This window comes from Mesorhizobium sp. B1-1-8, assembly GCF_006442795.2.
GTDB lineage: Bacteria > Pseudomonadota > Alphaproteobacteria > Rhizobiales > Rhizobiaceae > Mesorhizobium.
Genome location: NZ_CP083956.1, coordinates 539,739 through 563,371 on the forward strand (window position 1 = coordinate 539,739; position 23,633 = coordinate 563,371).

Here is a 23,633-nt window from a genome sequence, read left to right on the forward strand (position 1 = left end):
CCCCGGACCGCGAATCACAACAATAGCGCCTGCCGGAATCGGCGTGAAGAATCATTCGGCGCAAAAAAGAAGCCGGGCGGAAAGTCAACACCCGGCTTCAATATATGGTAGATATTTTCGCTTTGGTTAATAGCGGTAGTGTTCGGGCTTGAACGGTCCCTGCGGCGTCACGCCGATATAGGCGGCCTGTTCGCCCGACAGCTCAGTCAGCTTGGCGCCGAGCTTGTCGAGATGCAGCCGCGCCACCTTCTCATCGAGATGCTTGGGCAGCACGTAAACCTGGTTCTGGTACTGGCCGTGCTTGGTGAAAAGCTCGATCTGCGCCAGCACCTGGTTGGTGAACGAGGCCGACATGACGAAGCTCGGATGGCCGGTGGCGTTGCCGAGGTTGAGCAGCCGGCCTTCCGACAAAAGGATCATCCGTTTGCCGTCCGGGAAGGTGATCATATCGACCTGCGGCTTGACGTTGGTCCATTTCAGATTGCGCAGCGCCGCCACCTGGATCTCGTTGTCGAAGTGACCGATGTTGCCGACGATCACCATGTCCTTCATCGACCGCATATGGTCGAGCGTGACGACATCCTTGTTGCCGGTGGTGGTGATGACGATGTCGGCGGTCGGCGCGGCGTCCTCCAGCGTGACCACCTCGAAACCGTCCATCGCCGCCTGCAGCGCGCAGATCGGGTCGACCTCGGTCACCTTGACGCGGGCGCCGGCGCCCTTCAGCGAGGCAGACGAGCCCTTGCCCACGTCGCCATAGCCGCAGACCACGGCGACCTTGCCGGCCATCATCGTATCGGTACCGCGACGGATGCCGTCGACCAGCGATTCCTTGCACCCATATTTGTTGTCGAACTTCGACTTGGTGACGGAATCGTTGACGTTGATCGCCGGGAACGGCAGCAGGCCCTTCTTCTGCAGTTGGTAGAGCCGGTTGACGCCGGTCGTCGTCTCCTCGGTGACGCCGCGGATCGCGTCCTTCTGCCGGGTGAAGAAGCCGGGCGAAGCCGACAGGCGCTTCTTGATCTGGGCGAACAGGATTTCTTCTTCCTCGCTGCCGGGGTTCGACAGCACATCCTCGCCGGCCTCGGCGCGGGCGCCGATCAGGATGTACATGGTGGCGTCGCCGCCATCGTCGAGGATCATGTTGGAGGTGCCGCCGTCAGCCCACTGGAAGATGCGGTCGGTGTAATCCCAATAGTCCTCCAGCGTCTCGCCCTTGACGGCGAACACCGGGATGCCGGCCTCGGCGATCGCCGCCGCGGCATGGTCCTGGGTCGAGAAGATGTTGCACGAGGCCCAGCGGATGTCGGCGCCCAGCGCCTTCAGCGTTTCGATCAGCACCGCCGTCTGGATCGTCATGTGCAGCGAGCCGGTGATGCGCGCGCCCTTGAGCGGCTTCTTGTCGCCGAATTCCTCGCGGCAGGCCATCAGGCCCGGCATCTCGGTTTCGGCGATCTCGATCTCCTTGCGGCCCCAGCCGGCAAGCGAGATGTCGGCGACCACATAGTCCTTGCTACCTGTCATGGCAGTGCTCCGGTGTGATTTGTCCTATCAGCGCGCCGGCGCCGGGAGGCGCATGGAAGGGCGCGGATTGCCGGCCTGACTAGCAGATCGGTCTGAAAACGACAATGGGATATAAAGAAATCTTTATTCGTGCATGTCTTCGGAGCCAATTCATGTCGCTGTGACCCGAGGGTGCGCAGTGGTTTTGGGACAACGACATGGATAAAAACAGGCCTTAGATTTCCTCGCCGAAGCGCGAGGCGATCAGCTGCTCCAACGCGTCCATGGCCGGTACGGCTTCCGGCCCGCTGGCGGTGACGCGGATCGAATAGCCGGGGCTTGCCGCCAGCATCATCAGGCCCATGATTGAGGTGCCGCCGACCTTCATGCCATCCTTCTCGACATGGATGGTGGCGTTGAAGCCGCTGGCGACCTGGACGAACTTGGCCGAGGCGCGGGCATGCAGGCCGCGCTGGTTGACGATCGGGAAGTCCCGCACGACGGCGTCCTTCTCCGGCGCATGCGCGTTCATTTGCTGCTCAGGAGCTGACTGGCGACATTGATGTATTTGCGTCCCGCCGCCTGGGCCTCGTCGAGCGCGGCGGCCATGTTGTCGCCCTTGCGGATCGAGGACAGCTTGATCAGCATCGGCAGGTTCATGCCGGCGATGACCTCGGTGCGGCCGGACTCCATCACCGAGATTGCGAGGTTCGAAGGGGTGCCGCCGAACATGTCGGTGAGCACGATGACACCGGCGCCGGTGTCGACGCGCGCGACCGCGTCGACGATATCGGCCCGGCGCTGCTCCATGTCGTCGTCGGCGCCGATCGCCACGGTCTCGAAATTGTCTTGTGGCCCGACGACATGTTCGACGGCATGCCGGAACTCGGTGGCCAGTTGACCGTGCGTTACGAGCACGAGTCCGATCATTCTCTGGTGGCTCCCGTCATCGCCGTTTCATGGGCGTATTTTATGTTCGCCAGCCATTCCAGGCGGCGGGAGCGCTATCTTGTCGACGCACGGCCGGTTGACAAGCCCAAAATTGCGCCGGTCCGAGCCATTTTGACGCATTGCAGCAAAAAACCCGGAGCCGATCACAAAAAAGGCGCCATGCGCAGCCGCGCCATCACCACAGGCAACGCCACGGCGATGTTCTGCCGGGCGACATCGACGCGCGGCACCGGGCAGCCGGCGATCGTTTCGGTCGCCTCGTCCTGAAGTCGCGCCATCTCGCCACCTGGCACCAGCCGCACCGCAAGGTCGATCACGCCGGCAGGCTCGAAGGATAGCGGCCGCGGCCCGATCCCCGGCACTTCGGCGAGACCGGCGATGCTGGCGGGGGCATGGCACACCAGCCGGCCGCCATGATTGGTGGCAAAGAGCTGGTCGTCGCCGATCAGCCGGGAAAACTGGCCGCGCGCGCCGCAATGGTCGATCAGCGCCAGCGCCAGCGTGGTCTTGCCCGAGCCGGACGGCCCGGCGATGAGGATGCCGCGCTCGCCGATCAGGATGGCGGTCCCATGGATGTTCGGGAGCTTGGCGGCGGAATCGGGCATGTTCCTGTCGGGAGTCAGCCTTCGGCGGGCAGCGTCACCACGAAACGCGCGCCCTTGATTTCGCCGGGCTTGGTGCCGGGGATGTTCTCGGCTGTCAGCGTGCCGCCATGCGCCTCGACGATCTGGCGGCTGATCGACAGGCCAAGTCCGGAATTCTGGCCGAACGCCTCGCTGGCCGGCCGGTCGGTGTAGAAGCGCTCGAAGATGCGGTCGATGTTGTCGGCCCTGATGCCCGGGCCATTGTCGTCGACGGTGATGATGTTGAGCTTGCCGGCGCGTGCCAGCGATATGGCGATATGGCCATGGTCCTCGGGAACGAAGGAGCGCGCGTTCTCGATCAGGTTCGTGATGACCTGGCCGATCCTGAGATCGTGGCCGGTGACGAAATAGCCTTTTGCGCCTTGCGGCAGCTTGGCGACCTTGAGCTCGATCTCGATCGCCTTCTTGTTGCGCGTCGCCTCGCGCGAGACGGCGATGAGATCGGTGATGAACTTCTTCAGGTCGACGGTTCCTGCGTCTTCCCGCGCGAGTTCGGCGTCGAGGCGGGAGGCGTCGGAAATGTCGGTGATCAGCCGGTCGAGCCGCCTGACGTCATGCTGGATGATCTCCATCAGGCGCGCGCGCGATGCATCGTTTTTCGCCAAAGGCAGCGTTTCGACCGCGCTGCGCAGCGAGGTCAGCGGGTTCTTCAATTCATGCGACACATCGGCGGCGAAACTTTCGATCGCCTCGATTCTCGCGTACAGCGCATTCGTCATGTCGCGCACGGCGATCGACAGATTGCCGATCTCGTCCTGGCGGTCGGAAAAGTCCGGGATCTCCTCGCGGCTCTTGACACCGCGCCGCACCCTGACGGCAGCAGCGGAAAGCCGCCGCAGCGGATTGGCGATGGTGGAGGCAAGCAGCATCGACAGGATGGCGGTGACCAGCGCGGCGATGCCGAACACGCGCAGGATCGCCTTGCGCTCGGCCGAGACGATCTTGTCGATGTCGCCGCCTTCGGTCGACAGCATCAGCACGCCGAGCACGGCGCGGAAGCGCTGGATCGGCACCGCCACCGAGACGATCTGCTCGCCCTGCTCGCTCACCCGCACGATGGTCGACGGGCCGCCGGTCAGCGCCTTGACCACTTCCGGGAAGGCCGCGCCGTTGCCGCCGGGCTGCTCGTGATAGACGGGCAGATCCTTGTTGCGGAAGAAGTCGAAGACGAATTTCTCGACCCGTTCGACGATGCCGGGCTGCTCGTCGTCGACCGGCGGCAGGTCGTAGCGCAGGATCTGGCCGCGCGAATAGAGATGGCGCGAATCGAGCAAGAGGTTGGCGTCGCGGTCATAGATGCGGGCGCGGGTGCGCGTCGGCGAGATCAGCCTGCGCAGCACCGGCGCCACGCGCTCCGGGTTGATCGGGAAATCGAGATTGTCGAGCTGGTCGGAGCCCGGACCGAGGCTTTCGCCGGCCTGCAGCTCGAGCAGCTTTTCCGGATCGATGCTGATCGAATCGGTCTCGACCGTCGCCGAGGCCGCGATCGCCCCGGCGATGATCTCGCCCTGCGTCATCAGGCTTTCGACGCGCGCGTCGATCAGCCCGTCGCGGAAGGTGTTGAGGTAGAGAATGCCGGTGACCAGCACGGCGAGGCCGGCCAGGTTGAGGAACAGGATGCGGCGCGTCAGGCTGGAGAAGATGTGATGGCCGAGAAACCGGCGCATCGGCACCGTGATCCTCGACACGAATGCGGGCACGATTCGTGGCGGACGCCTCGCCGCGCCCGCTCGCCTGCCTCGCTCTACGTCCACTGCCATCGAATAGCAGGCCCTGCTTAGTTAGTGAGTAGTGAGTGGGCAGTAGGGAATAGAGAAATGGTGGCTGACCGCGACTATGCTTGAGTGGCCGCTCGCATCGTTCGAAACCGACTACTGACTATTCCCTACTGCCTACTGCCTATCTCATGCTTCGCGGAACCGGTACCCGACTCCGTAAAGGGTTTCGATCATCTCGAAGTCGTCGTCGACGGCTTTGAACTTCTTGCGCAGCCGCTTGATGTGGCTGTCGATGGTCCGGTCGTCGACATAGACCTGCTCATCATAGGCCGAATCCATCAGCGCATCACGGCTTTTTACCACACCGGGGCGCTGCGCCAGCGAATGCAGGATCAGGAATTCGGTTACCGTCAGCGTCACCGGTTCGCCTTTCCAGGTGCAGGTGTGGCGCTCCTGGTCCATCACCAGCTGGCCGCGCTCGAGCGAGCGGGCCTGTTGGCTTGGCGCCTTGGCAGCCGCCTCGCGGGCGCTGGTGCGGCGCAGCACCGCGCGCACCCGCTCGACCAGCAGGCGCTGCGAGAACGGTTTACGGATGAAGTCGTCGGCGCCCATTTTGAGGCCGAACAGCTCGTCGATCTCGTCGTCCTTCGAGGTCAGGAAGATCACCGGCAGGTCGGATTTCTGCCGCATCCGGCGCAACAGCTCCATCCCGTCCATGCGCGGCATCTTGATATCGAGGATTGCAAGGTTCGGCGGCCGCGCCGCGAGACCCTCCAGCGCCGACGCGCCATCCGTATAGGTCTCGACGCGGTAGCCCTCGGATTCGAGCGCGATCGACACCGAAGTCAGAATGTTGCGGTCGTCGTCGACAAGCGCGATTGTTGCCATTTCAAGCGGCTCCCTCATGAGCTGTCCCTTCTGTCGTCGAGAAGGGGCTTTTGCAGGACAAATTGGGTACAAAATGTGGCATAGGCTCCGTCCCAAGTCACGGGCGGCCTGCCGCTACACACGATCGCACCTGTACCGGGATTGGACGAACCCAGCCTGCCAATCCTTTGGGCAATCTGTGCGATCTTTTGCACATATAAACGATTTAAACAACTTTCAAATTCTTTAAATCGATTAAAGATTTGATATCATTCGGCTTTTCTGGTTTTCAACTTGCTAGCTCCTTCCGCCGGCTCCGGAAATACCACCGGTTCGATGCGGCAAATCCAGAGAGGAAACTTGATGTCGGAAGCCGGCAAACGCAACCCCGACTGCGCTATCGACGCGATCGGCCTGAAGACAACCGGCACGGTGCGCTATAATTTCGGTGCCGCCGAACTCTATGAGGAGGCGCTCCGCCGCGGCGAGGCCAGGCTGACGGCGCATGGCGCGCTGCTTGCCGAAACCGGCCAGCACACCGGCCGCTCGCCGAAGGACAAGTTCGTCGTGCGCGACGACGCGACCGACCGCCAGGTCTGGTGGGACAACAACAAGGCGATCTCGCCGGCGCAGTTCGAGGCGCTTTATGCCGATTTCCGCGCCCATGCGGTGGGCAGGGACCTTTACGTGCAGGACCTGATCGGCGGCGCCGACGCCGATCTGAAGCTGCCGACCCGGGTCGTCACCGAATTTGCCTGGCATTCGCTGTTCATCCGCAATCTCCTGATCCGCCCCGAAGCCGCGGAGCTCGAGCATTTCGTGCCGCAAATGACGATCATCGACCTGCCATCCTTCCGCGCCGATCCGACCCGCCATGGCACCCGCACCGAAACGGTGATCGCCGTCGATCTCACGCGCAAGATCGTGCTGATCGGCGGCACCTCCTATGCCGGCGAGATGAAGAAGTCGGTGTTCACCATGCTGAACTACCTGCTGCCGGAAAAGGGCGTGATGCCCATGCACTGCTCGGCCAATGAAGGACTGGCCGGCGATGCGGCCGTCTTCTTCGGCCTGTCGGGAACCGGCAAGACGACGCTGTCGGCCGACCCGTCGCGCACCCTGATCGGCGATGACGAGCATGGCTGGGGTCCGCACGGCATCTTCAATTTCGAAGGCGGGTGCTATGCCAAGACGATCAGGCTCTCGGCCGAGGCCGAGCCGGAGATATACGCCACCACCCAGCGCTTCGGCACGGTGCTGGAAAATGTCGTGCTCGACGCCGACCGCATGCCGGATTTCAACGACGGCAGCCTCACCGAAAATACCCGTTGCGCCTATCCGCTGGATTACATTCCCAATGCCTCGAGGACCGGCCGCGCCGGCCATCCGAAGAACATCATCATGCTGACCGCCGATGCCTTCGGCGTCATGCCGCCGATCGCCAGGCTGACGCCGGCGCAGGCGATGTATCACTTCCTATCCGGCTATACGGCAAAGGTCGCCGGCACCGAGAAGGGCGTCACCGAACCGGAAGCGACGTTCTCGACCTGCTTCGGCGCGCCCTTCATGCCGCGCCACCCGTCGGAATACGGCAATCTGCTGCGCCAGCTGATCGCCGGCCACCGCGTCGACTGCTGGCTGGTCAATACCGGCTGGACCGGCGGCGCCTACGGCACCGGCCGCCGCATGCCGATCAAGGTGACGCGCGCTTTGCTTGGCGCCGCCCTCGACGGCTCGCTGAACGCGGCCGAATTCCGCACCGACGCCAATTTCGGCTTCGAGGTGCCGGTGGCGGTTGCGGGCGTCGACAGCGCCATCCTCGACCCGCGCTCGACCTGGGCCGACAAGCCGGCCTACGACCGGCAGGCCTCCAGGCTCGTCAACATGTTCACCGTCAACTTCGAGAAATTCGAGCGCCACGTCGACGCAGCCATCCTGGGAGCGGCTCCGCATTTGCAGGAGGCGGCCGAATAGCCGCGGCTCGATCGGGACGTCAGCCTTTGCCTAGGCCACCGCGTCAGCGCTTCCAGAAATCGCGGTGCGGTGCGAGCAGCTCGTCCGCGATTTCGGGGAAGGGGCCAAAAACCTCGATCTTTTTCTGACCGGAGTCGAGCACGCTGCGCGAAGAAAGGCTCATCGTCGGATTCTGTGCATGATCCCCGGTGAGCGCCAGAAGCTCAGTCTCCTCGAAGCCGTAGACCAGCCGGCCGATATTCGCCCAGTAGAGCGTCCCGGTGCACATCGCGCAGGGCTCGCCGGTTGAGACCAGCGTGCATTGCCACAGGAACTCTGGCTCGTAGGCAGCCGCCGCGCGCCGGGCCAGTTCGGTCTCGGCATGGCGCACCGTGTCGAGATTGCCCTGCCGCATCAGCACGCGATCGTCCGGCCCGACCAGCACGCAGCCGAATGGATGATGCCCATGTGCCGCTGCCTCGCGCGCGATGGCGTCGGCAGATCGGAGATGGGCAAGCATTTGATCGCGGGTCATGGCAAAATCCTATCACGCCGACGCACCTGTGTCCTCGCGTGTCCTTCTCGGCTTGCGTCCGGGCCTTTTCTTTTTGCCGTCGCCACGTCATGACTGACGCATGAGTGCCGACGACATCATCATCGCCGACGAAGCGGTCATCCATCCGGGCGATCTGCATGAGGATTTCATCCGCTCCTCCGGCCCGGGCGGCCAGAACGTCAACAAGGTGGCCACCGCCGTGCAATTGCGCTTCGATGCCGCCAACGCGCAGGGCCTGTCGGAGCGCGTGCGCCAGCGCGCCATCAAGCTTGCCGGCCAGCGCGCCACCAAGGACGGCGTCATCGTCATCGAGGCGGGGCGCTTCCGCACTCAGGAGCAGAACCGCGCCGACGCCCGCGCCAGGCTGACGGCGCTAGTCGCCAAGGCCGCCGAACCGCCGCCGCCGCCACGCAAGAAGACGAAGCCGTCGAAGGGCGCTATCGAGCGCCGCCTGAAGACCAAGGCCGGGCGTTCGACCGTCAAGCGGCTGCGCGGACGGGTCGAGGGCGATTGAGGGGTCCATAGGCGGAACGACTGCTTTCGGGTCGCCGCATTTGCCGGTTGATGGCATGCTTGGTGAGTCAATCGGATCGCATCCCATGCTCGTCTTGCCCAAGGGCGTCCGCCATATGCCGGGTTATCTTTCGCGCGCCGCCCAGGAGGCGCTGGTGGAAGAGGTGAGGAAAGTGGTGCAGGCGGCACCGCTCTACGTGCCGGCCATGCCGCGCACCGGCAAGGAAATGAGTGTGCGCATGACCAATTGCGGAACGCTCGGCTGGGTCACCGACAGGGAGCGGGGCTATCGCTACCAGCCGACGCACCCGCTGACGGGTGAACCCTGGCCGCCGATCCCCGAGATGCTGATGCAATTGTGGCGCGAAGTCTCTGCCTATCAGCATCCGCCGGAGGCCTGCCTCGTCAATTTCTACTCGAGCGACGCAAAGATGGGCCTGCACCAGGATCGCGACGAGGAGGATTTCGAGGCACCGGTGGTCTCGGTATCGCTGGGCGACGACTGCCAGTTCCGGGTCGGCCAGACGACGCGCGACGGCGCCACAAAATCGTTCAGGCTGAGAAGCGGCGATGTCGTGGTGCTGGGTGGCGAGGGCCGCCTCGCTTTTCACGGCGTCGACCGCATCTATCCCGCCACCTCGGCGCTGCTGAAGAATGGCGGCCGGATCAACCTGACGCTGCGGCGGGTGACGGCGCCTGGCTCAGCGATAACATGATCTTAAGGACAGAGGGACTACGAAGAAGCAGCAAAAGCCGAGATCGTCATGGAATCCAGCCGGAACAGGAACCGAAGCCTCGCTGATGTGGCTATCGTGACCGTGACCGCGATTGTCGCCCTCTGGATGGCCAGGTATTACTTGCGTACATTGTGGACCCTTGGTCCGAACGGCTTTTCAGAACTCTCGCGAACCCTTCCCTACTGGGATTTCAGCAATCTCTGGGCCGGCTCCCGGATGGCCATCGAGGGTCATGTCGCCCTTCTGTTTGACGTGGATGCCTATCGGGCGGCATTGCGCGGTATTTTCTCGCCCCATCTGCCAAATCAGGAATGGAGCTATCCGCCGAGCATCCTTTTGCTTGGCGCGCCTCTCGCGACCTTGCCGATCCTGCCCGCTTATCTGATCTGGACCTTTGGCACAATTTTATGCCTCTGGCTGGCAATCCGGCCGCTGAAACTGGGTGGTTTCGCCGAACTGGTCGTCGTCTTCAGTCCCGCCGTCGTCATGAATGCGGTTTTTGGCCAGAACGGCGCGCTGACAACTGCCCTGCTGATCGCGGGCCTCGCCGCGGCGCCAAGGCGACCGCTGCTGGCGGGTGTCCTGTTCGGCTTGCTGACGATCAAGCCGCATCTTGGCATTCTCGTGCCTTTCTGCCTGCTCGCCAGCGGCAATTGGCGGGCCATTTTTGCTGCCGCAGCGACCACGGTCGCGATCATCGTCGCCACCGGCCTGTTTTTCGGCTTCGATGTCTGGTCGAATTTTCTCACTGAGACCAGGCCGTTGATGACCGGGATCATGGAGGCACCTTTTCCGCAGCCCTATCAGTCCAATGCGGTAACCGTGTTCTTCACGGCGCGAGCCGCCGGCCTTGGCCTTGCGGCCGCTTATGCAATACAGGCGATCGCGAGCGCTGCCGCCATCGCCGCCGTGATCTGGCTCTGGCGGCCGGGACAACAGGTCGAGCATCGTGAAAGGGTGGTGCTTACCGCCGTTCTTGCCATTCTTGCCACGCCCTACGGCTACACCTACGACACGGTCAGTGTCGCCGTCGCGGTTGCCCTGTTGTCCACAATGGTTTCGCGGCCTCCGGGACTTCTGCTCGCGATCTGTTGGCTCTACGCTTTTGTTTCGCACATCTTGTACAGCGTCGGGTTTTGCCTCGGGGTTCTGGTGCCGCTGTTTCTCGCCGCGTGGATGCTGTTTTCGATATGGACGAGAGGCCGGAAGGCTGAAATCTCCAGAGAGCCGTCGCTGGCGTAGCGGTTCAGGGCTGCAGCCGATCCACGGCGCGGCGGCCTCAAAGCTTTCTGAGCGCCACTTCCTCGACCAGATGGTTGGCGCCCTTGCGCAGGATGAGGTCGGCGCGCGCCCGTGTCGGCACGATGTTCTCGCGCAGGTTCTTCAGATTGATGTTGGCCCACAGGCCTTCGGCGATGGCGCGCGCGGCATCTTCCGAGAGTTGCGAATAACGGTGGAAGAAAGAGTCCGGGTTGCGGAAGGCGGTCTCGCGCAGCCGCATGAAGCGCTGGATGTACCACTGATGGATCAGCTTCTCGTCGGCATCGATATAGATGGCGAAGTCAAAGAAGTCGGACAGGAACGGCACGATCTTGCCGTCCTTCGGCAATTTGCCCGGCTGCAGCACGTTGATGCCTTCGAAGATCAGTATGTCCGGCCTGTCGATGGTGACGAACTCGCCGGGGATGACGTCATAGGTCAGGTGCGAATAGACCGGCGCGCGGACATCGCGTTGCGCCGACTTGATGCCGGACAGGAATCTCAGCAGCGCGCCGACGTCGTAGCTTTCCGGGAAGCCCTTGCGCTCCATCAGGTTCTCGCGGCGCAGGATCTCGTTTGGCAGGAGGAAACCGTCCGTGGTGATGAGATCGACTTTGGGGCTCGACGGCCAGCGCGCCAGAAGTTCCTTGAGCACGCGCGCCGTGGTCGATTTGCCGACCGCGACCGAGCCGGCGATGCCGATGATGAACGGCGTCTTCGCCGTTTCCCCGGCATTGAAGAAGGCCTGGCGCTGCCTGAACAGAAGCTGGCTCGCCTCGACATGCGCCGAGAGCAGCCGCGACAGCGACAGATAGATGCGCTTGACCTCTTCCAGGTCGACCGGGTCGTTGAGCGACCGCAGCCGATCGATCTCCTCCTCGGTCAGGGTCAGCGGCGTGTCGGCGCGGAATTGCGACCATTGTTCGGCCGAGAAGAAGCGATAGGGGGAATATTTCTCGGTAGGAGCAAGCTGGTCCATCGAGTCTCCTGCCCTCCTCGCCGTCAATCCCGTGGCCGGGATGCCTTTTCGGCGACACCCGAGCGGCTGGTGCGGCCCTCGAGCTCCTTCAGCACGTCGTCCAGCGCGATGCCGGCTATGCCGAGGACGACCAGCCAATGATATATAAGATCGGCGCTCTCCGAAACGAGGGCCTGTCTGTCGCCGCGAATAGCGGCGATCACCGCTTCGACCGCTTCCTCGCCGAGCTTCTGCGCCGCCTTGTCCATGCCCTTGGCGAACAGCTTCGCCGTCCACGAGTCCGGATCGCCGGAATGGGCGCGCTGATGGATGATGGTTTCCAGCTCGGCGAGCGAAAATTGAGCCATATTAGCCGTTTAAGTCCGATGAACGGCCGAGTCCAGCCGCATCGGCAGCCCGGCCCTGGCCATGTGCGCCTTGGCCTCGGCGATCGTGTAGGTGCCGAAATGGAAGATCGATGCGGCAAGCACCGCGCCGGCATGGCCGTCGCGGATGCCCTCCACCAGATGATCGAGCGTGCCTACGCCGCCCGAGGCGATCACCGGAACGCGCACCGCGTCCGCTACCGCGCGGGTCAACGCGATGTCGTAGCCGGCCTTGGTGCCGTCGCGGTCCATCGACGTCAAAAGGATTTCGCCGGCGCCGCGTTCGACCATGCGCCTGGCGAAGTCGACGGCATCGATGCCCGTCCTCTCGCGCCCGCCATGGGTGAAGATCTCCCAGTGGTCGGCCGCGCCTTGCGCCGACACCTTCTTGGCGTCGATTGCCACGACAATGCACTGGTTGCCGAACTTGTCGGCGGCTTCCGCGACGAAATCCGGGTTCTTCACCGCCGCCGTGTTGATCGACACCTTGTCGGCGCCGGCCAGAAGCAGCTTGCGGATATCGGCAACCTGGCGCACGCCGCCGCCGACGGTGAGCGGCATGAAGCACTGCTCGGCCGTGCGGGCGACGACGTCGAAGATCGTCTCGCGATTGTCCGAAGATGCGGTGATGTCGAGAAAGCAAAGCTCGTCGGCGCCGGCCGCGTCATAGGCCTTGGCGGCCTCGACCGGGTCGCCGGCATCGACCAGATCGACGAAATTGACGCCCTTCACCACACGGCCGTTCTTGACGTCGAGGCAAGGAATGACGCGGGCCTTCAGCATCACTTGCCTTCCATGGTCGAAAGCAGGTCGACCACCAGCTCGCCGACCAGCGGCGGCACGTCGCCCTTCGGGTCGAAGGCCGGATCGTAGGCGGAGATGGTGAGACCGGCGACGGTTAGCGGACCGGCAAGGCCGCACATCGCCGAGCGCACCTGCTCGGGCGCCGGACCGCCGGGCGTGGTGTAGCGGTTGGCCTGCAGCTTTTCCGGGTCGTGCACGTCGAGGTCGACATGCATGTGGACCTGGCTTGCGCCGTCGGCCTTCAGTCTTTGCGCAGCCGCCGCCCAGTCCGGGCACTCGGTGCGGATGATGGGCAGCTTGTCCAGCAGCTCCTTCTCGGCCGTGTCGAGGTCGCGCGCGTTGACAAGCACGCAGCGCGCCGGATCGATCGGCTTGAACCCTGGGATCTGTGCTGCCATCGGCCGCCAGCACAGGCCAAGCACGGTCGCCAGCGCCATGCCGTCGAGAAAACCCGAGGTGGAGGTCTCGGGTGTGTTGAGGTCGCCATGCTGGTCGGCCCAGATGATGGCGTCGGCGCCTTCTGCGGCCACCGCGCCGGCGCTGGTCAGGCAGTTTCCGGCCAGAACGATGGGAAACCGCCCCCTGTCCAGGGCAATACGAACCTCGCCCGACACGGCGTTGCAGACGGCAAATCCGGTCGCGATCTCACGCTCCTGGTCGTCCTCGATCACCCTGCCGATGTCGTGCACATCGACCTCGTGACCGGCGAGCTTCAGCGCCTCGGCCAGCCCGCCCGAGATCAGCGCGTCGGGGCCCTGGCCGCATCCGCCGTGATAGCGGCCGCTGTCGTAGGACGCCAGGATGATCGAGATGTTCAAGATTTTGCCTCCGCGTGGTTGCCGCGCAGGATCGCCAATGCCTCGGCCGCATCGATGCGCCCATCATAGAGCGCGCGGCCAGAGATCGCGCCTTCCAGCTTCCTGGCGTCGGGCATGGTCATGCGCACGATGTCGGCGATCGATGCCAGCCCGCCGGAAGCGATCACGGGGATGGACACGGCCTCGGCAAGATCGATCGTCGAATCCCAGTTGATGCCGGAGAGCACGCCATCGCGATCGATGTCGGTGTAGACGATCGCCGCCACGCCTGCGCCCTCGAATTTCTTCGCCAGTTCGATGACGCCCAGCTCCGAGGCTTCGGCCCAGCCCTCGACGGCGACCTTGCCGCCCTTGGCGTCGATGCCGACGGCGATCTTGCCGGGAAATTCTCTGCAGGCTTCCTTGACCAACTCAGGCTCGCGCACTGCCACGGTACCCAAGATAACGCGCGCCAGGCCGCGGTCCAGCCAGTCCTCGATCTGCGGCAGCGTGCGGATGCCGCCGCCGAGCTGGACGGGGTTCTTCGTCGCCTTGAGGATGGCGCCGACCGCCGCGGAATTGACGCTCTGGCCCTTGAAGGCGCCGTTGAGGTCGACGACATGCAGCCACTCGAAGCCCTGGTCCTCGAAGGCCTTGGCCTGGGCCGCCGGGTCATCGTTGTAAATGGTGGCGGTCGCCATGTCGCCGTGCTTCAGGCGCACGCATTTGCCGTCCTTGAGGTCGATGGCCGGAAACAGGATCACGATCAGCTGCCCTCGACGACGACGAAATGGCCGGTCGATGCCGCCAGCCGGAACTTCAAGGCTTCCTGGTATTCGGGCGATTCGTAGCAGGCAAGCGCGGTCTCGTAAGAATCGAACTCCACCACCACATGGCGGTTGCCCGTCGGCCCTTCCGGACTTGTGTAGCGGCCGGCGCGAACCGGGAATTTCGCGCCATACTTTGCGAAGGCCTTGGCATTGGCCTCGATATATTGCTTGTAGACATCCGTGTCGCGGACATCGATCAGCGCGATCCAGTAGCCTTTCTTGCTCATCTAGGGCCTCCAGCGCAGGAAATTGGTGATCAGCGCCAGCCCGAGCGCCTGGCTCTTTTCGGGATGGAACTGCGTGCCGGCAAGATTGTCGCGCGCAACCGCAGCCGTCACAGGCCCGCCGTAGTCGGCGACCGCCAGCACCTCCTCGGCCTTCCGGGCATCCAGATGATAGGAATGGACGAAATAGGCGTGCAATCCTTTGGCACCGGTCTCGATGCCGGAAAACAGTGGATGCTTGCGCTTGAGCTCGATCGTGTTCCAGCCGATCTGCGGGATCTTCAGCGTCGGATCGGCCGGCGTAATCTCCTTCACGTCGCCGGCGATCCAGCCAAAGCCCTTTGTAACGGTCTTTTCCAGGCCGCGTTCGGACATCAGCTGCATGCCGACGCAGATGCCGAGAAACGGCCGTCCACGGACGATCGCAACCTCCTCCACCGCTTCCCACATGCCGGCGACGGCGTGCAGACCGGCGGCGCAATCGGCATAGGCGCCGACGCCGGGCAGCACGATGCGGTCGGCGCTGCGCACCCGCTCGGCATCGGCGGTCAGCTCGATCGCCGCGGCAATGCCCGCCTCATGCGCGGCGCGCTCGAAGGCCTTGGTGGCCGAGCGCAGATTGCCCGAGCCGTAGTCGATGATCGCAACCCGCATCGCTCTCAGGACCTTCCCGGCGTGTGGGTCAGTCCCAGCGCCATGCCCGTCTGCGCCGGACGCGCCAGGTTGCTGTCGGGGACGATGCGCGGCATCGGCGGAGGCTCATCGACGCCATCGGTTTCCAGCGCGTGGCGCATTTCGGCGTCGCCGAGATTGTTGGCCTCGACCACCCCCCATTCACGCCAGCCGCGGCGGCGAAGCGCAGCCATCCGCAGGCCCTGTCCCTCGAACCCGACATAGAGCGAGACAAGCAGCGACAGAGCCGAGCCAGCCCATTCGAGGCCAAGTTTCTCGCCGAGCACCGACAGCATCGCCATGACCGCGAAGGCGAGAACAGCCTCGATCCACAGCCGGCGCCAGGCGAGCCATAGCGGCGGGACGAGAAAACCGAGCCAGGTGAAGCTGTCGCGCACCAGGCTCGCGTCGGCCCTGTTGCTGCCGGCTGGCGGCTCCATGACGACATAGGTGGCCATCGGGTTATCCTTTCAGGGACCCTTTGGTGGACGGCACCGCGTTCGGCTGGCGCGGATCGGGTTCCAGCGCCGCGCGCAAGGCCCGCGCCACCGCCTTGAAGCAGGTTTCGGCGATATGGTGACTGTTGGCGCCGTAATGGTTGGTCACATGCAGCGTTATGCCGGCATTCTGCGCCAGCGCCTGGAAGAATTCGCGCACCAGTTCGGTATCGAAGGTGCCGACCTTCGGCGACGAGAAGGCGACGTTCCAGACCAGGAACGGCCGGCCCGAAACATCGATCGCGGCCCTGGTCAGCGTTTCGTCCATGGCAAGCTCGATCGAGGCATAGCGTATGATGCCGCGCCGCTCGCCCAGCGCCTTGCCCAGCGCCTGGCCGAGCGCGATGCCGGTATCCTCGACCGTGTGGTGGTCGTCGATATGGAGGTCGCCCTTGGCCTTCACCGTCATGTCGATCAGCGAATGGCGCGACAGCTGGTCGAGCATATGGTCGAAGAAGCCGACGCCGGTCGAAATGTCCGACTTGCCGGTGCCGTCGACATGAACCGAAACGGAAATCTCGGTTTCCCTGGTCTTGCGGCTGACTTCGGCCGAACGCGTCATCGCTCTGTCCTTTTTGCCCGCGCACGGAGGCTCCGGGGCTTGAAAACGAAAGCCTTCTATCAGCATGATCCGGCGATTGCCAGTTGCCATTCCGGGCGGTATCGGCCCTGCCGGCGGCAGTTTGCAATCACCTGCCTCATGCATACATATGGCCGATCAAACTCACTCGTACCGCGCCAATCGCCTTTTTAAAGGGATAGCGCGAATCGGAGCCGGAAATGTCGAATGAACTCACCATGCACGCCACGACCATCGTCACCGTGCGCAAGGGCAACAAGGTCGTGATCGCCGGCGACGGCCAGGTCAGCCTTGGCCAGACCATCATGAAAGGCAATGCCCGCAAGGTCCGCCGCATTGGCAAGGGCGGCAATGTCATTGCCGGTTTTGCCGGCGCCACGGCGGACGCCTTCACCCTTCTCGAGCGGCTCGAGGCCAAGCTTGAGCAATATCCCGACCAGCTGACCCGCGCCTGTGTCGAGCTTGCCAAGGACTGGCGCACCGACCGTTATCTGCGCCGCCTGGAAGCGATGATGCTGGTCGCCGACAAGTCGGTCTCGCTGGCGCTCACCGGCACCGGCGACGTGCTGGAGCCCGAACATGGCGTCATGGCCATCGGCTCCGGCGGCAACTATGCGCTGGCCGCGGCCCGCGCGCTGATGGACACCGACAAGGATGCCGAGGAGATCGCCCGCAAGGCGATGCAGATCGCCTCCGACATCTGCGTCTACACCAACAACAATTTCGTCGTCGAAACGCTCGATGCGGGTTGAGGCAGCCGGCCATGATCCCAAAAAGCGGGAACCGGTTTTTGGAAAAGATCATGGTCGAACAGGAAGATAGCTACGATTTTCGGCCGGTCACCGAAAAGGACCTGCCGATGATCGCCGGCTGGCTGGCCGCACCGCATATCGCCGAATGGTGGGACGATCCGGATAAGGAAATCGCCGAGATCCGCGAGCACATCGACTCGGTTTCGGTCGAGCCGCTGATCGTCGAGCTCGACGGCAGGCCGATCGCCTATCTGCAAAGCTACGATCCGCATCTGGAAGACGACCATCCCTATGCCGACCAGCCCTTCGGCACGCTGGGCATCGATCTGTCGATCGGCCCGGCGGAGCTGGTCGGCATCGGCCATGGCTCGGCGATCGTGCGCCAGTTCGTCGAAGCGCTTTTCGAGGAAGGCGCGCCGCGCGTCATCATCGATCCGCATCCCGACAACGGTCGCGCCATCCGCGCCTATCAAAAGGCCGGCTTCAGGCCGATCGGCCGCCGGCATTCGGAATATGGGGACGTCGTGCTGATGGCCGTCGACGCGGCCGAAGCCGACACGCAAGAGGGGAACTGACGACAATGACCGCATCCGGGGAAGGCAGGACGCTTTCCGCCTATGAAGACAGCTGGCGCATGGGCCTGCTGCTGGTGCTGGCGCTGGTCATTTTCCAGGCCGGCGCCCTTTACGGCATGGGCCATCCGCCGATCTGCACCTGCGGCTACGTCAAGCTCTGGCACGGCGTGGTCAACAGCTCGGAGAACTCCCAGCACATCGCCGACTGGTACACTTTCTCGCATATCATCCACGGCTTCCTGTTCTATGCGCTGGCCACATTCGTGTTTCCGCGCTCGCCGGTCGGGCTGAGGCTCGCCTTCGCCGTGCTCATCGAAGGCGGCTGGGAGCTGCTGGAAAACAGCCCCTTCATCATTGACCGCTACCGCGCCGGCACCATTTCGCTCAACTATTACGGCGACTCAATCATCAACTCCGTGTCCGACACGCTGGCCATGGTGCTGGGATTTGTGATGGCGCGAAAGCTTCCTATATGGATGGTCGTTGCCCTGGCGCTCATTTTCGAGTTCGGCACGGGCTACATCATCCGGGACAATCTGACGCTCAACGTGATCATGCTGCTGCATCCGTTCGAGTCCATCAAGCAGTGGCAAAGTGGAATTTGAGTATTATGAGCACCTTCTCCCCCCGCGAAATCGTTTCGGAACTCGACCGCTTCATCATCGGCCAGAAGGACGCCAAGCGCGCCGTGGCCATCGCCTTGCGCAACCGCTGGCGCCGCCAGCAGCTGGAAGGCCAGATGCGCGAAGAAGTGATGCCGAAGAACATCCTGATGATCGGCCCGACCGGCGTCGGCAAGACCGAGATCTCGCGCCGCCTGGCGCGGCTCGCCGGCGCGCCCTTCGTCAAGGTCGAGGCGACCAAGTTCACCGAGGTCGGCTATGTCGGCCGCGACGTCGAGCAGATCGTGCGCGACCTGGTCGAGGTCGCCATCGGCTTGGTGCGCGAGAAGATGCGCGAGGACGTCAAGGCGCGCGCCCACATCAATGCCGAGGAGCGCGTCTTGGAAGCGCTGGTCGGCAAGACGGCGAGCCCGGCCACGCGCGATAGTTTCCGCAAGAAGCTGCGTGACGGCGAGCTCGACGACAAGGAGATCGAGATCGAGGTGGCCGACACCGGCACCGGCGGCATGCCCGGTTTCGAAATCCCCGGCATGCCGGGCGCCAATATCGGCGTGCTCAACATCAACGACATGCTGTCGAAGGCGATGGGCGGCCGCAAGACCAAGAGCCGCAAGACGACGGTGAAGGAATCCTACGCGCTTCTGATAAACGACGAATCCGACAAGCTGCTCGACCAGGACGAGGTGGTGCGCCGCGCGCTGGAATCGGCCGAGAATGACGGCATCGTCTTCATCGACGAGATCGACAAGATCGCCTCGCGCGAAGGCGGCATCGGCGCCGGCGTTTCACGTGAAGGCGTGCAGCGCGACCTGCTGCCGCTGGTCGAAGGCACGACGGTTGCGACCAAATACGGGCCGATCAAGACGGACCACGTGCTGTTCATCGCCTCGGGCGCCTTCCATGTCTCCAAGCCGTCGGACCTTTTGCCGGAACTGCAGGGCCGCCTGCCGATCCGCGTCGAACTGCGCGCGCTGGAGAAGGAGGATTTCGTCCGTATCCTGACCGAGACCGAGGCGAGCCTGATCAAGCAGTATATCGCGCTGATGAAGACGGAAGGTGTCGACCTGACCTTCACCGACGACGCCATCGATTCGCTCGCCGGCATCGCCGTCGATCTCAACGCCAGCGTCGAGAACATCGGCGCCAGGCGCCTGCAGACGGTGATGGAGCGGGTGCTGGACGAGATCTCCTATGACGCGCCGGACCGCAACGGCACGACGGTCACCATCGATGCCGACTATGTGCAGAAGCATGTCGGCGACCTGTCGCGCAACACCGACCTGTCGCGGTTTATTCTTTAGCCAGGGTCTTTCGGGCCGGTCATCATGCCGGCCCGAAATGCAAAGTGTGGCCAAATGGAAGCAATCGGCCACCATTCTTGGCGACAGAATTGCTGCCGTCTCTCGACTCTCCAGGGCGCTTTACCTAGTTTGCGGCCGATTCAGAGGCGGCGGCGCATGAAACGCATATTTCTTTTTCTCGGCCTGGCATTGGCGGCGGCTGTGGCAACGGCCGATGCCGCGACCATGGTTCCGCCCGGCAACCGCAACGCCGTCCAACCCGACATACCGGGCGCCTCCAGCCGGCGTACCCAGGCCACCAACACCACTTTCCAGGCCAAGTACCGCAAGGTCTACGCGCTGTTGCAGAACGACGCCGATCTGCGTGCCAAGATCAGGAAGGCAGCCGCGACCTATGGCATCGATCCGATGCATATCGTCGGCGCCATCGTCGGCGAGCACACCTACAATGTCGACGCCTATGACCGGCTGCAGACCTATTACGTCAAGGCGATCTCCTATCTGGGAAGCAAGCTCTCCTTTGCCTATGATGGCGAAGACGTCAGCGAATTCGTGCAGCGGCCGGAGTTCAAGAAATGCGCCGGCCTGAGCGACAGCTACGATTTGTGGGAATGCCGCGAGCAGGTCTGGAACCATTCCTTCCGCGGCAAAAGCGTCGGCGGCGAGAATTTCCCCAACGACCGATTCGGCGCCACCTTCTTCCAGCCCTATTATGCCGGCCAGACCTTCGGCCTCGGCCAGCTCAACCCGCTGACGGCGCTGCAGATGAGCGATCTCGTCCACAAGGTGTCCGGCCTGCCCAAGCTCGATGTCGGCGATCCCAATTCGGTCTACAAGACCATCATGGATCCGGATCTGACGCTGCCTTACGTCGCCGCGACGATCCGGAAGTCGATCGATGCGTATAAGAGCATCGCCGGCTTCGACATCTCGAACAATCCGGGTATCACCGCCACGCTCTACAATGTCGGCAACCCCGAGCAGCGCGCTTATGCGCTGAAGGCCGAAAACGCCAAGCGCCGCGCCGCCGGCGAAGCGGAAAAGCTGCCCGAGGAGAATTATTACGGCTGGCTGGTCAACGACAAGCTGGACGAGCTGAAGGCGCTTTTCTAGCTCAGGCCGCCAGCAGCGATTTCAGCTTCACCGCCTGCGATCCCAGCGCCTCCGGCGCCGGCTTCGCTCGTCTGCCGATCAGCATTTCCGCCAGGCGGATGTCACGCGCCACCGCATTGCCCGGGCCGATGCCGCTCGCCGCCACCAGCCTGCCGTCTTCGGCCAGATGGAACAGGATGAAGGCGCCGCCGTCGAGGTCGCGCCGCACGGTCGAGCGGCCTTCGTCCGAAAGCCCGGCGATCTGCAGGGTGAGCCCGTACTGATCCGACCAGAACCACGGCACGGCGGCATGAACCTCGCCGGCGCCCAGCATGTTCCTGGCGGCAAGCGCGCCCTGCTCCTGCGCGTTGCGCCAGGCTTCGAGCCGCACCCGCCGGCCGCCATAGATCGCGAGTGGAAACGAGCAGCAATCGCCGGCGGCGAAAATGTCCGGGTCGGCGGTGCGCAACTGGTCGTCGACGGCAATGCCATTGTCGATCGCAAGGCCTGCCTCGGCGGCAAGCGCGGTCACCGGCACGGCGCCGATGCCGATCACCGCGAGATCGGCGACGACCTCCTGCCCGTCGGCAAGCGTGATGCGCACCTCGGTGCCGCTGTCCGAGATCGACGCGATCCCCTGGCCGGTCAGCACCCTCGCGCCTTCGGCTTCGTGCGCCTTATGGATGATTTCGGCGATTTCGGCCGGCACCCCGCGCATCAGGATGCGCGGCTGCGCCTCGATGACCGTGACGGCGGCGCCGAGCTTGCGCGCCGCCGCGGCAAGCTCGAGGCCGATGAAGCCGCCGCCGATGATGGCGACGCGGTTGCCGGGGTTGAGATGGGCGCGGATGGCGAGTGCGTCGTTGAAGGTCCTGAGATAGACGCAGCGCCCGCCGAGGCCCGGCATCGGCAGCTTGCGCGGCAAGGATCCGGTCGCGAGCAGCAGCTTTGCATAGGGCAGCGAAGAACCGTCCGACAGGCGCACGACATGGCCGGCGCGGTCGATCGCGGCGGCCCGGACGGAATGGACGTGCCGGATCGACCGTTCGGCGAGCAGTTCGTCGCTGGCGATCGTCTTGATCGCCGGCACCTCGCCGGTCATCGCCTCTTTCGACAGCGGCGGCCGCTCATAGGGCAGATGCGGCTCGTCGCCGACCAGCGTCACCGGTCCTTCATAGCCGAGATCGCGCAGGGCAAGCGCGGCGCGGCCGCCGCACTCACCTGCGCCGATGATCACCATCCCCGCCCGCATGGCGATCACCCGATCTGGATCAGGATCTTGCCGGCATCGATCTTGACCGGATAGGTCCTGAGGTTGACGCAGGCCGGGGCGCCGCGCGCGGCCCCGGTCTTGTAATTGAAGCGGCCATTGTGCTTCGGGCATTCGATGATGTCGTCCATCACCAGCCCGTCGGCCAGATGCACCTTCTCATGCGAGCACAGGCCGTCGGTCGCGAAATACTCGTCGTCCGGGCTGCGGTAGACGGCGAAGGTGCGACCGCCGTGATCGAACCGCATCACGTCCTCTTCGTCGATGTCTCCGGCCGCGCAGGCCTCGACCCAGTCGCTCATGTCGTCCTCCGGCGAATTCTTCGTTGTCGGTTGCGTCGGGAACCGGTCACTCGGCCGCCGCCGCCACCGGATTGTCGTTGTGCAGCTCTTCCCGGTAGGGCTTCGCCGTCGGCGGCAGCTCGCGCTTGAGGAAATAGTCCTCGTTGCGCAGCTGGCGCAGGAAGGCGGGGATCATCTCGCGATAGCCGGCCAGGATCGACGGCGTCGGCGCCGGCAAATCGTGCTTGATCAGCTCATGCAGCTTCGGCAGCGCGTGATAAGGCACCATCGGGAACATGTGATGCTCCACATGGTAATTCATGTTCCAATAGATGAACCGGCTGATCGGGTTCATCAGCACGGTGCGGCTGTTCAGGCGGTGGTCGATGACATTGTCGGCCAGCCCGCCATGCTGCAGCAGCCCGGTCATGACGTGATGCCAGGCGCCATAGAGGCGGGGCAGGCCGACGAGCATCAGCGGCAGCCATGAATGCAGGTAAAGCGCCAAGGCGATGGTCGCGACATAGATGATCAGCCAGATGCGGGCGACGCGAATGGCCCGCGGCTGCTCCTGTTCCGGAATGAAGGTCTTTTCCGCGGCGCTGACCACGCCGGCGGCATTGCGCACCATATCGGCCATCGCGTGCCAGGCGTCGAAGATGCCGAAGAAGTTCAGGACCAGGCGGGCAAGGTCCGGCGGCCGCATGACGGCGATCTCCGGGTCGCGGCCGATGATAATGGTGTCGGTGTGATGGCGCGTATGGCTCCAGCGCCAGGTCACCGGATTGCGCATGATCATGAAGCAGGCGAGCTGATAAATGGCATCGTTCATCCACTGCGTGCGGAAGGCCGTGCCGTGGCCGCACTCGTGCCAGCGCGAATCGGTCGAGGAGCCATAAAGCGTGCCGTAGACGAAGAAGAACGGCACGCACCACCACATGCCCCAGAACCAGGCGCCGCCCGCGCCGCTGGCAATCAGCGCCGCCAGCCAGATGATGGTGTCGCGGATCGCCGGCTGGTCGGAGCGCTGCATCAGCTCCTTCATCTGCTTGCGCGGGATCTCGGTATGATACCACTCGGCCGCCGCAAGCCCGTTCTCGACTGCGAGCCGGGCGTCACGGCCGGTCAGGCTGTAGTCGCGTCCGGACAATGCCGGAGACGTGATTGCCGTCATTGCGGGGTCCTCCATCAGCACTTGGCGAATGGCCCCTGGCGGTGCCGGGTTCGCGCATGGCTGGCTTCCACTTCACCATAGCGCCAAGCCATGATAGTCTCAACGTCACAAA

Annotated in this window: 28 protein-coding genes; 9 read left to right on the forward strand and 19 right to left on the reverse strand. The window is 63.9% G+C overall.

The window, feature by feature from the left end:
- Positions 1-126: 126 nt before the first annotated feature.
- The 6 genes from ahcY to FJ974_RS02520 form a co-directional block, all read right to left on the reverse strand.
- Positions 127-1,527 carry an adenosylhomocysteinase gene (gene ahcY / locus FJ974_RS02495; protein ID WP_140531068.1) on the reverse strand — a complete coding sequence of 467 codons (1,401 nt, stop codon included), beginning with the start codon at positions 1,525-1,527 and terminating at the stop codon, positions 127-129.
- Positions 1,528-1,741: 214 nt separating this feature from the next.
- On the reverse strand, positions 1,742-2,038 hold the full coding sequence (locus tag FJ974_RS02500) for an HPr family phosphocarrier protein (RefSeq protein ID WP_140531065.1): 297 nt from the start codon (positions 2,036-2,038) through the stop codon (positions 1,742-1,744).
- The gene (locus FJ974_RS02505) at positions 2,035-2,436 is read right to left on the reverse strand and encodes a PTS sugar transporter subunit IIA (RefSeq protein WP_027166957.1); all 402 of its coding nucleotides are present in this window, start codon (positions 2,434-2,436) and stop codon (positions 2,035-2,037) included. The genes FJ974_RS02500 and FJ974_RS02505 overlap by 4 nt, the downstream gene beginning before the upstream one ends.
- Before the next feature lie 164 nt (positions 2,437-2,600).
- Entirely contained in the window at positions 2,601-3,062 is a 462-nt protein-coding gene (locus FJ974_RS02510) for an HPr kinase/phosphorylase (RefSeq protein WP_140531060.1), read from the reverse strand.
- A gap of 14 nt (positions 3,063-3,076) precedes the next feature.
- The gene (locus FJ974_RS02515) at positions 3,077-4,861 is read right to left on the reverse strand and encodes a stimulus-sensing domain-containing protein (RefSeq protein WP_140531058.1); all 1,785 of its coding nucleotides are present in this window, start codon (positions 4,859-4,861) and stop codon (positions 3,077-3,079) included.
- A gap of 144 nt (positions 4,862-5,005) precedes the next feature.
- The gene (locus FJ974_RS02520; RefSeq protein WP_006201274.1) at positions 5,006-5,707 is read right to left on the reverse strand and encodes a response regulator transcription factor; all 702 of its coding nucleotides are present in this window, start codon (positions 5,705-5,707) and stop codon (positions 5,006-5,008) included.
- A gap of 342 nt (positions 5,708-6,049) precedes the next feature.
- On the opposite strand from FJ974_RS02520, the gene FJ974_RS02525 reads away from it, so the two are divergent.
- Positions 6,050-7,660 carry a phosphoenolpyruvate carboxykinase gene (locus tag FJ974_RS02525; protein ID WP_140531056.1) on the forward strand — a complete coding sequence of 537 codons (1,611 nt, stop codon included), beginning with the start codon at positions 6,050-6,052 and terminating at the stop codon, positions 7,658-7,660.
- A 43-nt stretch (positions 7,661-7,703) separates the two neighbouring features.
- Here the strand turns inward: FJ974_RS02525 and FJ974_RS02530 are convergent, their stop codons facing one another.
- Positions 7,704-8,174, reverse strand: a complete 471-nt coding sequence (locus FJ974_RS02530) for a nucleoside deaminase (protein ID WP_140531053.1) — start codon at positions 8,172-8,174, stop codon at positions 7,704-7,706.
- A gap of 100 nt (positions 8,175-8,274) precedes the next feature.
- On the opposite strand from FJ974_RS02530, the gene arfB reads away from it, so the two are divergent.
- From arfB to FJ974_RS02545, 3 genes are all read left to right on the forward strand, one after another.
- Positions 8,275-8,709 carry an alternative ribosome rescue aminoacyl-tRNA hydrolase ArfB gene (gene arfB, locus FJ974_RS02535; RefSeq protein ID WP_140531050.1) on the forward strand — a complete coding sequence of 145 codons (435 nt, stop codon included), beginning with the start codon at positions 8,275-8,277 and terminating at the stop codon, positions 8,707-8,709.
- Between the two features lie 85 nt (positions 8,710-8,794).
- On the forward strand, positions 8,795-9,424 hold the full coding sequence (locus tag FJ974_RS02540) for an alpha-ketoglutarate-dependent dioxygenase AlkB family protein (RefSeq protein WP_140531048.1): 630 nt from the start codon (positions 8,795-8,797) through the stop codon (positions 9,422-9,424).
- A gap of 48 nt (positions 9,425-9,472) precedes the next feature.
- Positions 9,473-10,687, forward strand: a complete 1,215-nt coding sequence (locus tag FJ974_RS02545) for a glycosyltransferase family 87 protein (RefSeq protein ID WP_140531045.1) — start codon at positions 9,473-9,475, stop codon at positions 10,685-10,687.
- Positions 10,688-10,724: 37 nt separating this feature from the next.
- Here the strand turns inward: FJ974_RS02545 and coaA are convergent, their stop codons facing one another.
- The 9 genes from coaA to hisB are packed head-to-tail and all read right to left on the reverse strand — an operon-like array spanning position 10,725 to position 16,435.
- Positions 10,725-11,684 (reverse strand): type I pantothenate kinase, encoded by a 960-nt coding sequence (gene coaA / locus FJ974_RS02550; protein ID WP_140531043.1) that lies wholly within the window; start codon positions 11,682-11,684, stop codon positions 10,725-10,727.
- A 23-nt stretch (positions 11,685-11,707) separates the two neighbouring features.
- Positions 11,708-12,031 carry a phosphoribosyl-ATP diphosphatase gene (locus FJ974_RS02555; protein WP_140531040.1) on the reverse strand — a complete coding sequence of 108 codons (324 nt, stop codon included), beginning with the start codon at positions 12,029-12,031 and terminating at the stop codon, positions 11,708-11,710.
- A 9-nt stretch (positions 12,032-12,040) separates the two neighbouring features.
- Complete coding sequence (gene hisF, locus FJ974_RS02560) at positions 12,041-12,835, reverse strand: imidazole glycerol phosphate synthase subunit HisF (RefSeq protein ID WP_181177032.1); 795 nt, start codon at positions 12,833-12,835, stop codon at positions 12,041-12,043.
- Positions 12,832-13,671: an arginase family protein gene (locus FJ974_RS02565; RefSeq protein WP_140531035.1), complete on the reverse strand. Its 840-nt coding sequence runs from the start codon at positions 13,669-13,671 to the stop codon at positions 12,832-12,834. The genes hisF and FJ974_RS02565 overlap by 4 nt, the downstream gene beginning before the upstream one ends.
- Positions 13,668-14,414: a 1-(5-phosphoribosyl)-5-[(5-phosphoribosylamino)methylideneamino]imidazole-4-carboxamide isomerase gene (gene hisA / locus FJ974_RS02570; RefSeq protein WP_140531032.1), complete on the reverse strand. Its 747-nt coding sequence runs from the start codon at positions 14,412-14,414 to the stop codon at positions 13,668-13,670. Before hisA ends, FJ974_RS02565 begins: the two co-directional genes overlap by 4 nt.
- Positions 14,415-14,416: 2 nt before the next feature.
- Positions 14,417-14,707 carry a DUF1330 domain-containing protein gene (locus tag FJ974_RS02575; RefSeq protein WP_140531030.1) on the reverse strand — a complete coding sequence of 97 codons (291 nt, stop codon included), beginning with the start codon at positions 14,705-14,707 and terminating at the stop codon, positions 14,417-14,419.
- On the reverse strand, positions 14,708-15,358 hold the full coding sequence (hisH, locus tag FJ974_RS02580) for an imidazole glycerol phosphate synthase subunit HisH (protein WP_140531027.1): 651 nt from the start codon (positions 15,356-15,358) through the stop codon (positions 14,708-14,710).
- A 5-nt stretch (positions 15,359-15,363) separates the two neighbouring features.
- A complete protein-coding gene (locus FJ974_RS02585) occupies positions 15,364-15,834 on the reverse strand; it encodes a DUF2628 domain-containing protein (protein ID WP_140531024.1) in 471 nt (156 codons plus the stop codon).
- A gap of 4 nt (positions 15,835-15,838) precedes the next feature.
- Entirely contained in the window at positions 15,839-16,435 is a 597-nt protein-coding gene (hisB, locus tag FJ974_RS02590; protein ID WP_140531022.1) for an imidazoleglycerol-phosphate dehydratase HisB, read from the reverse strand.
- 218 nt (positions 16,436-16,653) lie between these two features.
- On the opposite strand from hisB, the gene hslV reads away from it, so the two are divergent.
- The 5 genes from hslV (at position 16,654) to FJ974_RS02615 (ending at position 20,817) form a co-directional block, all read left to right on the forward strand.
- On the forward strand, positions 16,654-17,205 hold the full coding sequence (gene hslV, locus FJ974_RS02595) for an ATP-dependent protease subunit HslV (RefSeq protein ID WP_140531019.1): 552 nt from the start codon (positions 16,654-16,656) through the stop codon (positions 17,203-17,205).
- A 50-nt stretch (positions 17,206-17,255) separates the two neighbouring features.
- Positions 17,256-17,780: a GNAT family N-acetyltransferase gene (locus tag FJ974_RS02600; RefSeq protein ID WP_140531017.1), complete on the forward strand. Its 525-nt coding sequence runs from the start codon at positions 17,256-17,258 to the stop codon at positions 17,778-17,780.
- A gap of 5 nt (positions 17,781-17,785) precedes the next feature.
- Positions 17,786-18,385 (forward strand): DUF2585 domain-containing protein, encoded by a 600-nt coding sequence (locus tag FJ974_RS02605; protein WP_140531014.1) that lies wholly within the window; start codon positions 17,786-17,788, stop codon positions 18,383-18,385.
- A gap of 5 nt (positions 18,386-18,390) precedes the next feature.
- Positions 18,391-19,704 carry an ATP-dependent protease ATPase subunit HslU gene (hslU, locus tag FJ974_RS02610; protein ID WP_140531012.1) on the forward strand — a complete coding sequence of 438 codons (1,314 nt, stop codon included), beginning with the start codon at positions 18,391-18,393 and terminating at the stop codon, positions 19,702-19,704.
- 156 nt (positions 19,705-19,860) lie between these two features.
- Entirely contained in the window at positions 19,861-20,817 is a 957-nt protein-coding gene (locus FJ974_RS02615) for a DUF1402 family protein (protein ID WP_140531009.1), read from the forward strand.
- A gap of 1 nt (position 20,818) precedes the next feature.
- On the opposite strand, the gene FJ974_RS02620 is transcribed toward FJ974_RS02615, so the two are convergent.
- From FJ974_RS02620 to FJ974_RS02630, 3 genes are read right to left on the reverse strand one after another with little or no spacing between them, the layout of a single operon-like run.
- On the reverse strand, positions 20,819-22,048 hold the full coding sequence (locus FJ974_RS02620; RefSeq protein ID WP_140531007.1) for an NAD(P)/FAD-dependent oxidoreductase: 1,230 nt from the start codon (positions 22,046-22,048) through the stop codon (positions 20,819-20,821).
- Positions 22,049-22,053: 5 nt separating this feature from the next.
- On the reverse strand, positions 22,054-22,368 hold the full coding sequence (locus FJ974_RS02625; RefSeq protein ID WP_140531004.1) for a MocE family 2Fe-2S type ferredoxin: 315 nt from the start codon (positions 22,366-22,368) through the stop codon (positions 22,054-22,056).
- Positions 22,369-22,414: 46 nt separating this feature from the next.
- On the reverse strand, positions 22,415-23,521 hold the full coding sequence (locus tag FJ974_RS02630; RefSeq protein ID WP_140531001.1) for a fatty acid desaturase family protein: 1,107 nt from the start codon (positions 23,519-23,521) through the stop codon (positions 22,415-22,417).
- Positions 23,522-23,633: the final 112 nt, after the last annotated feature.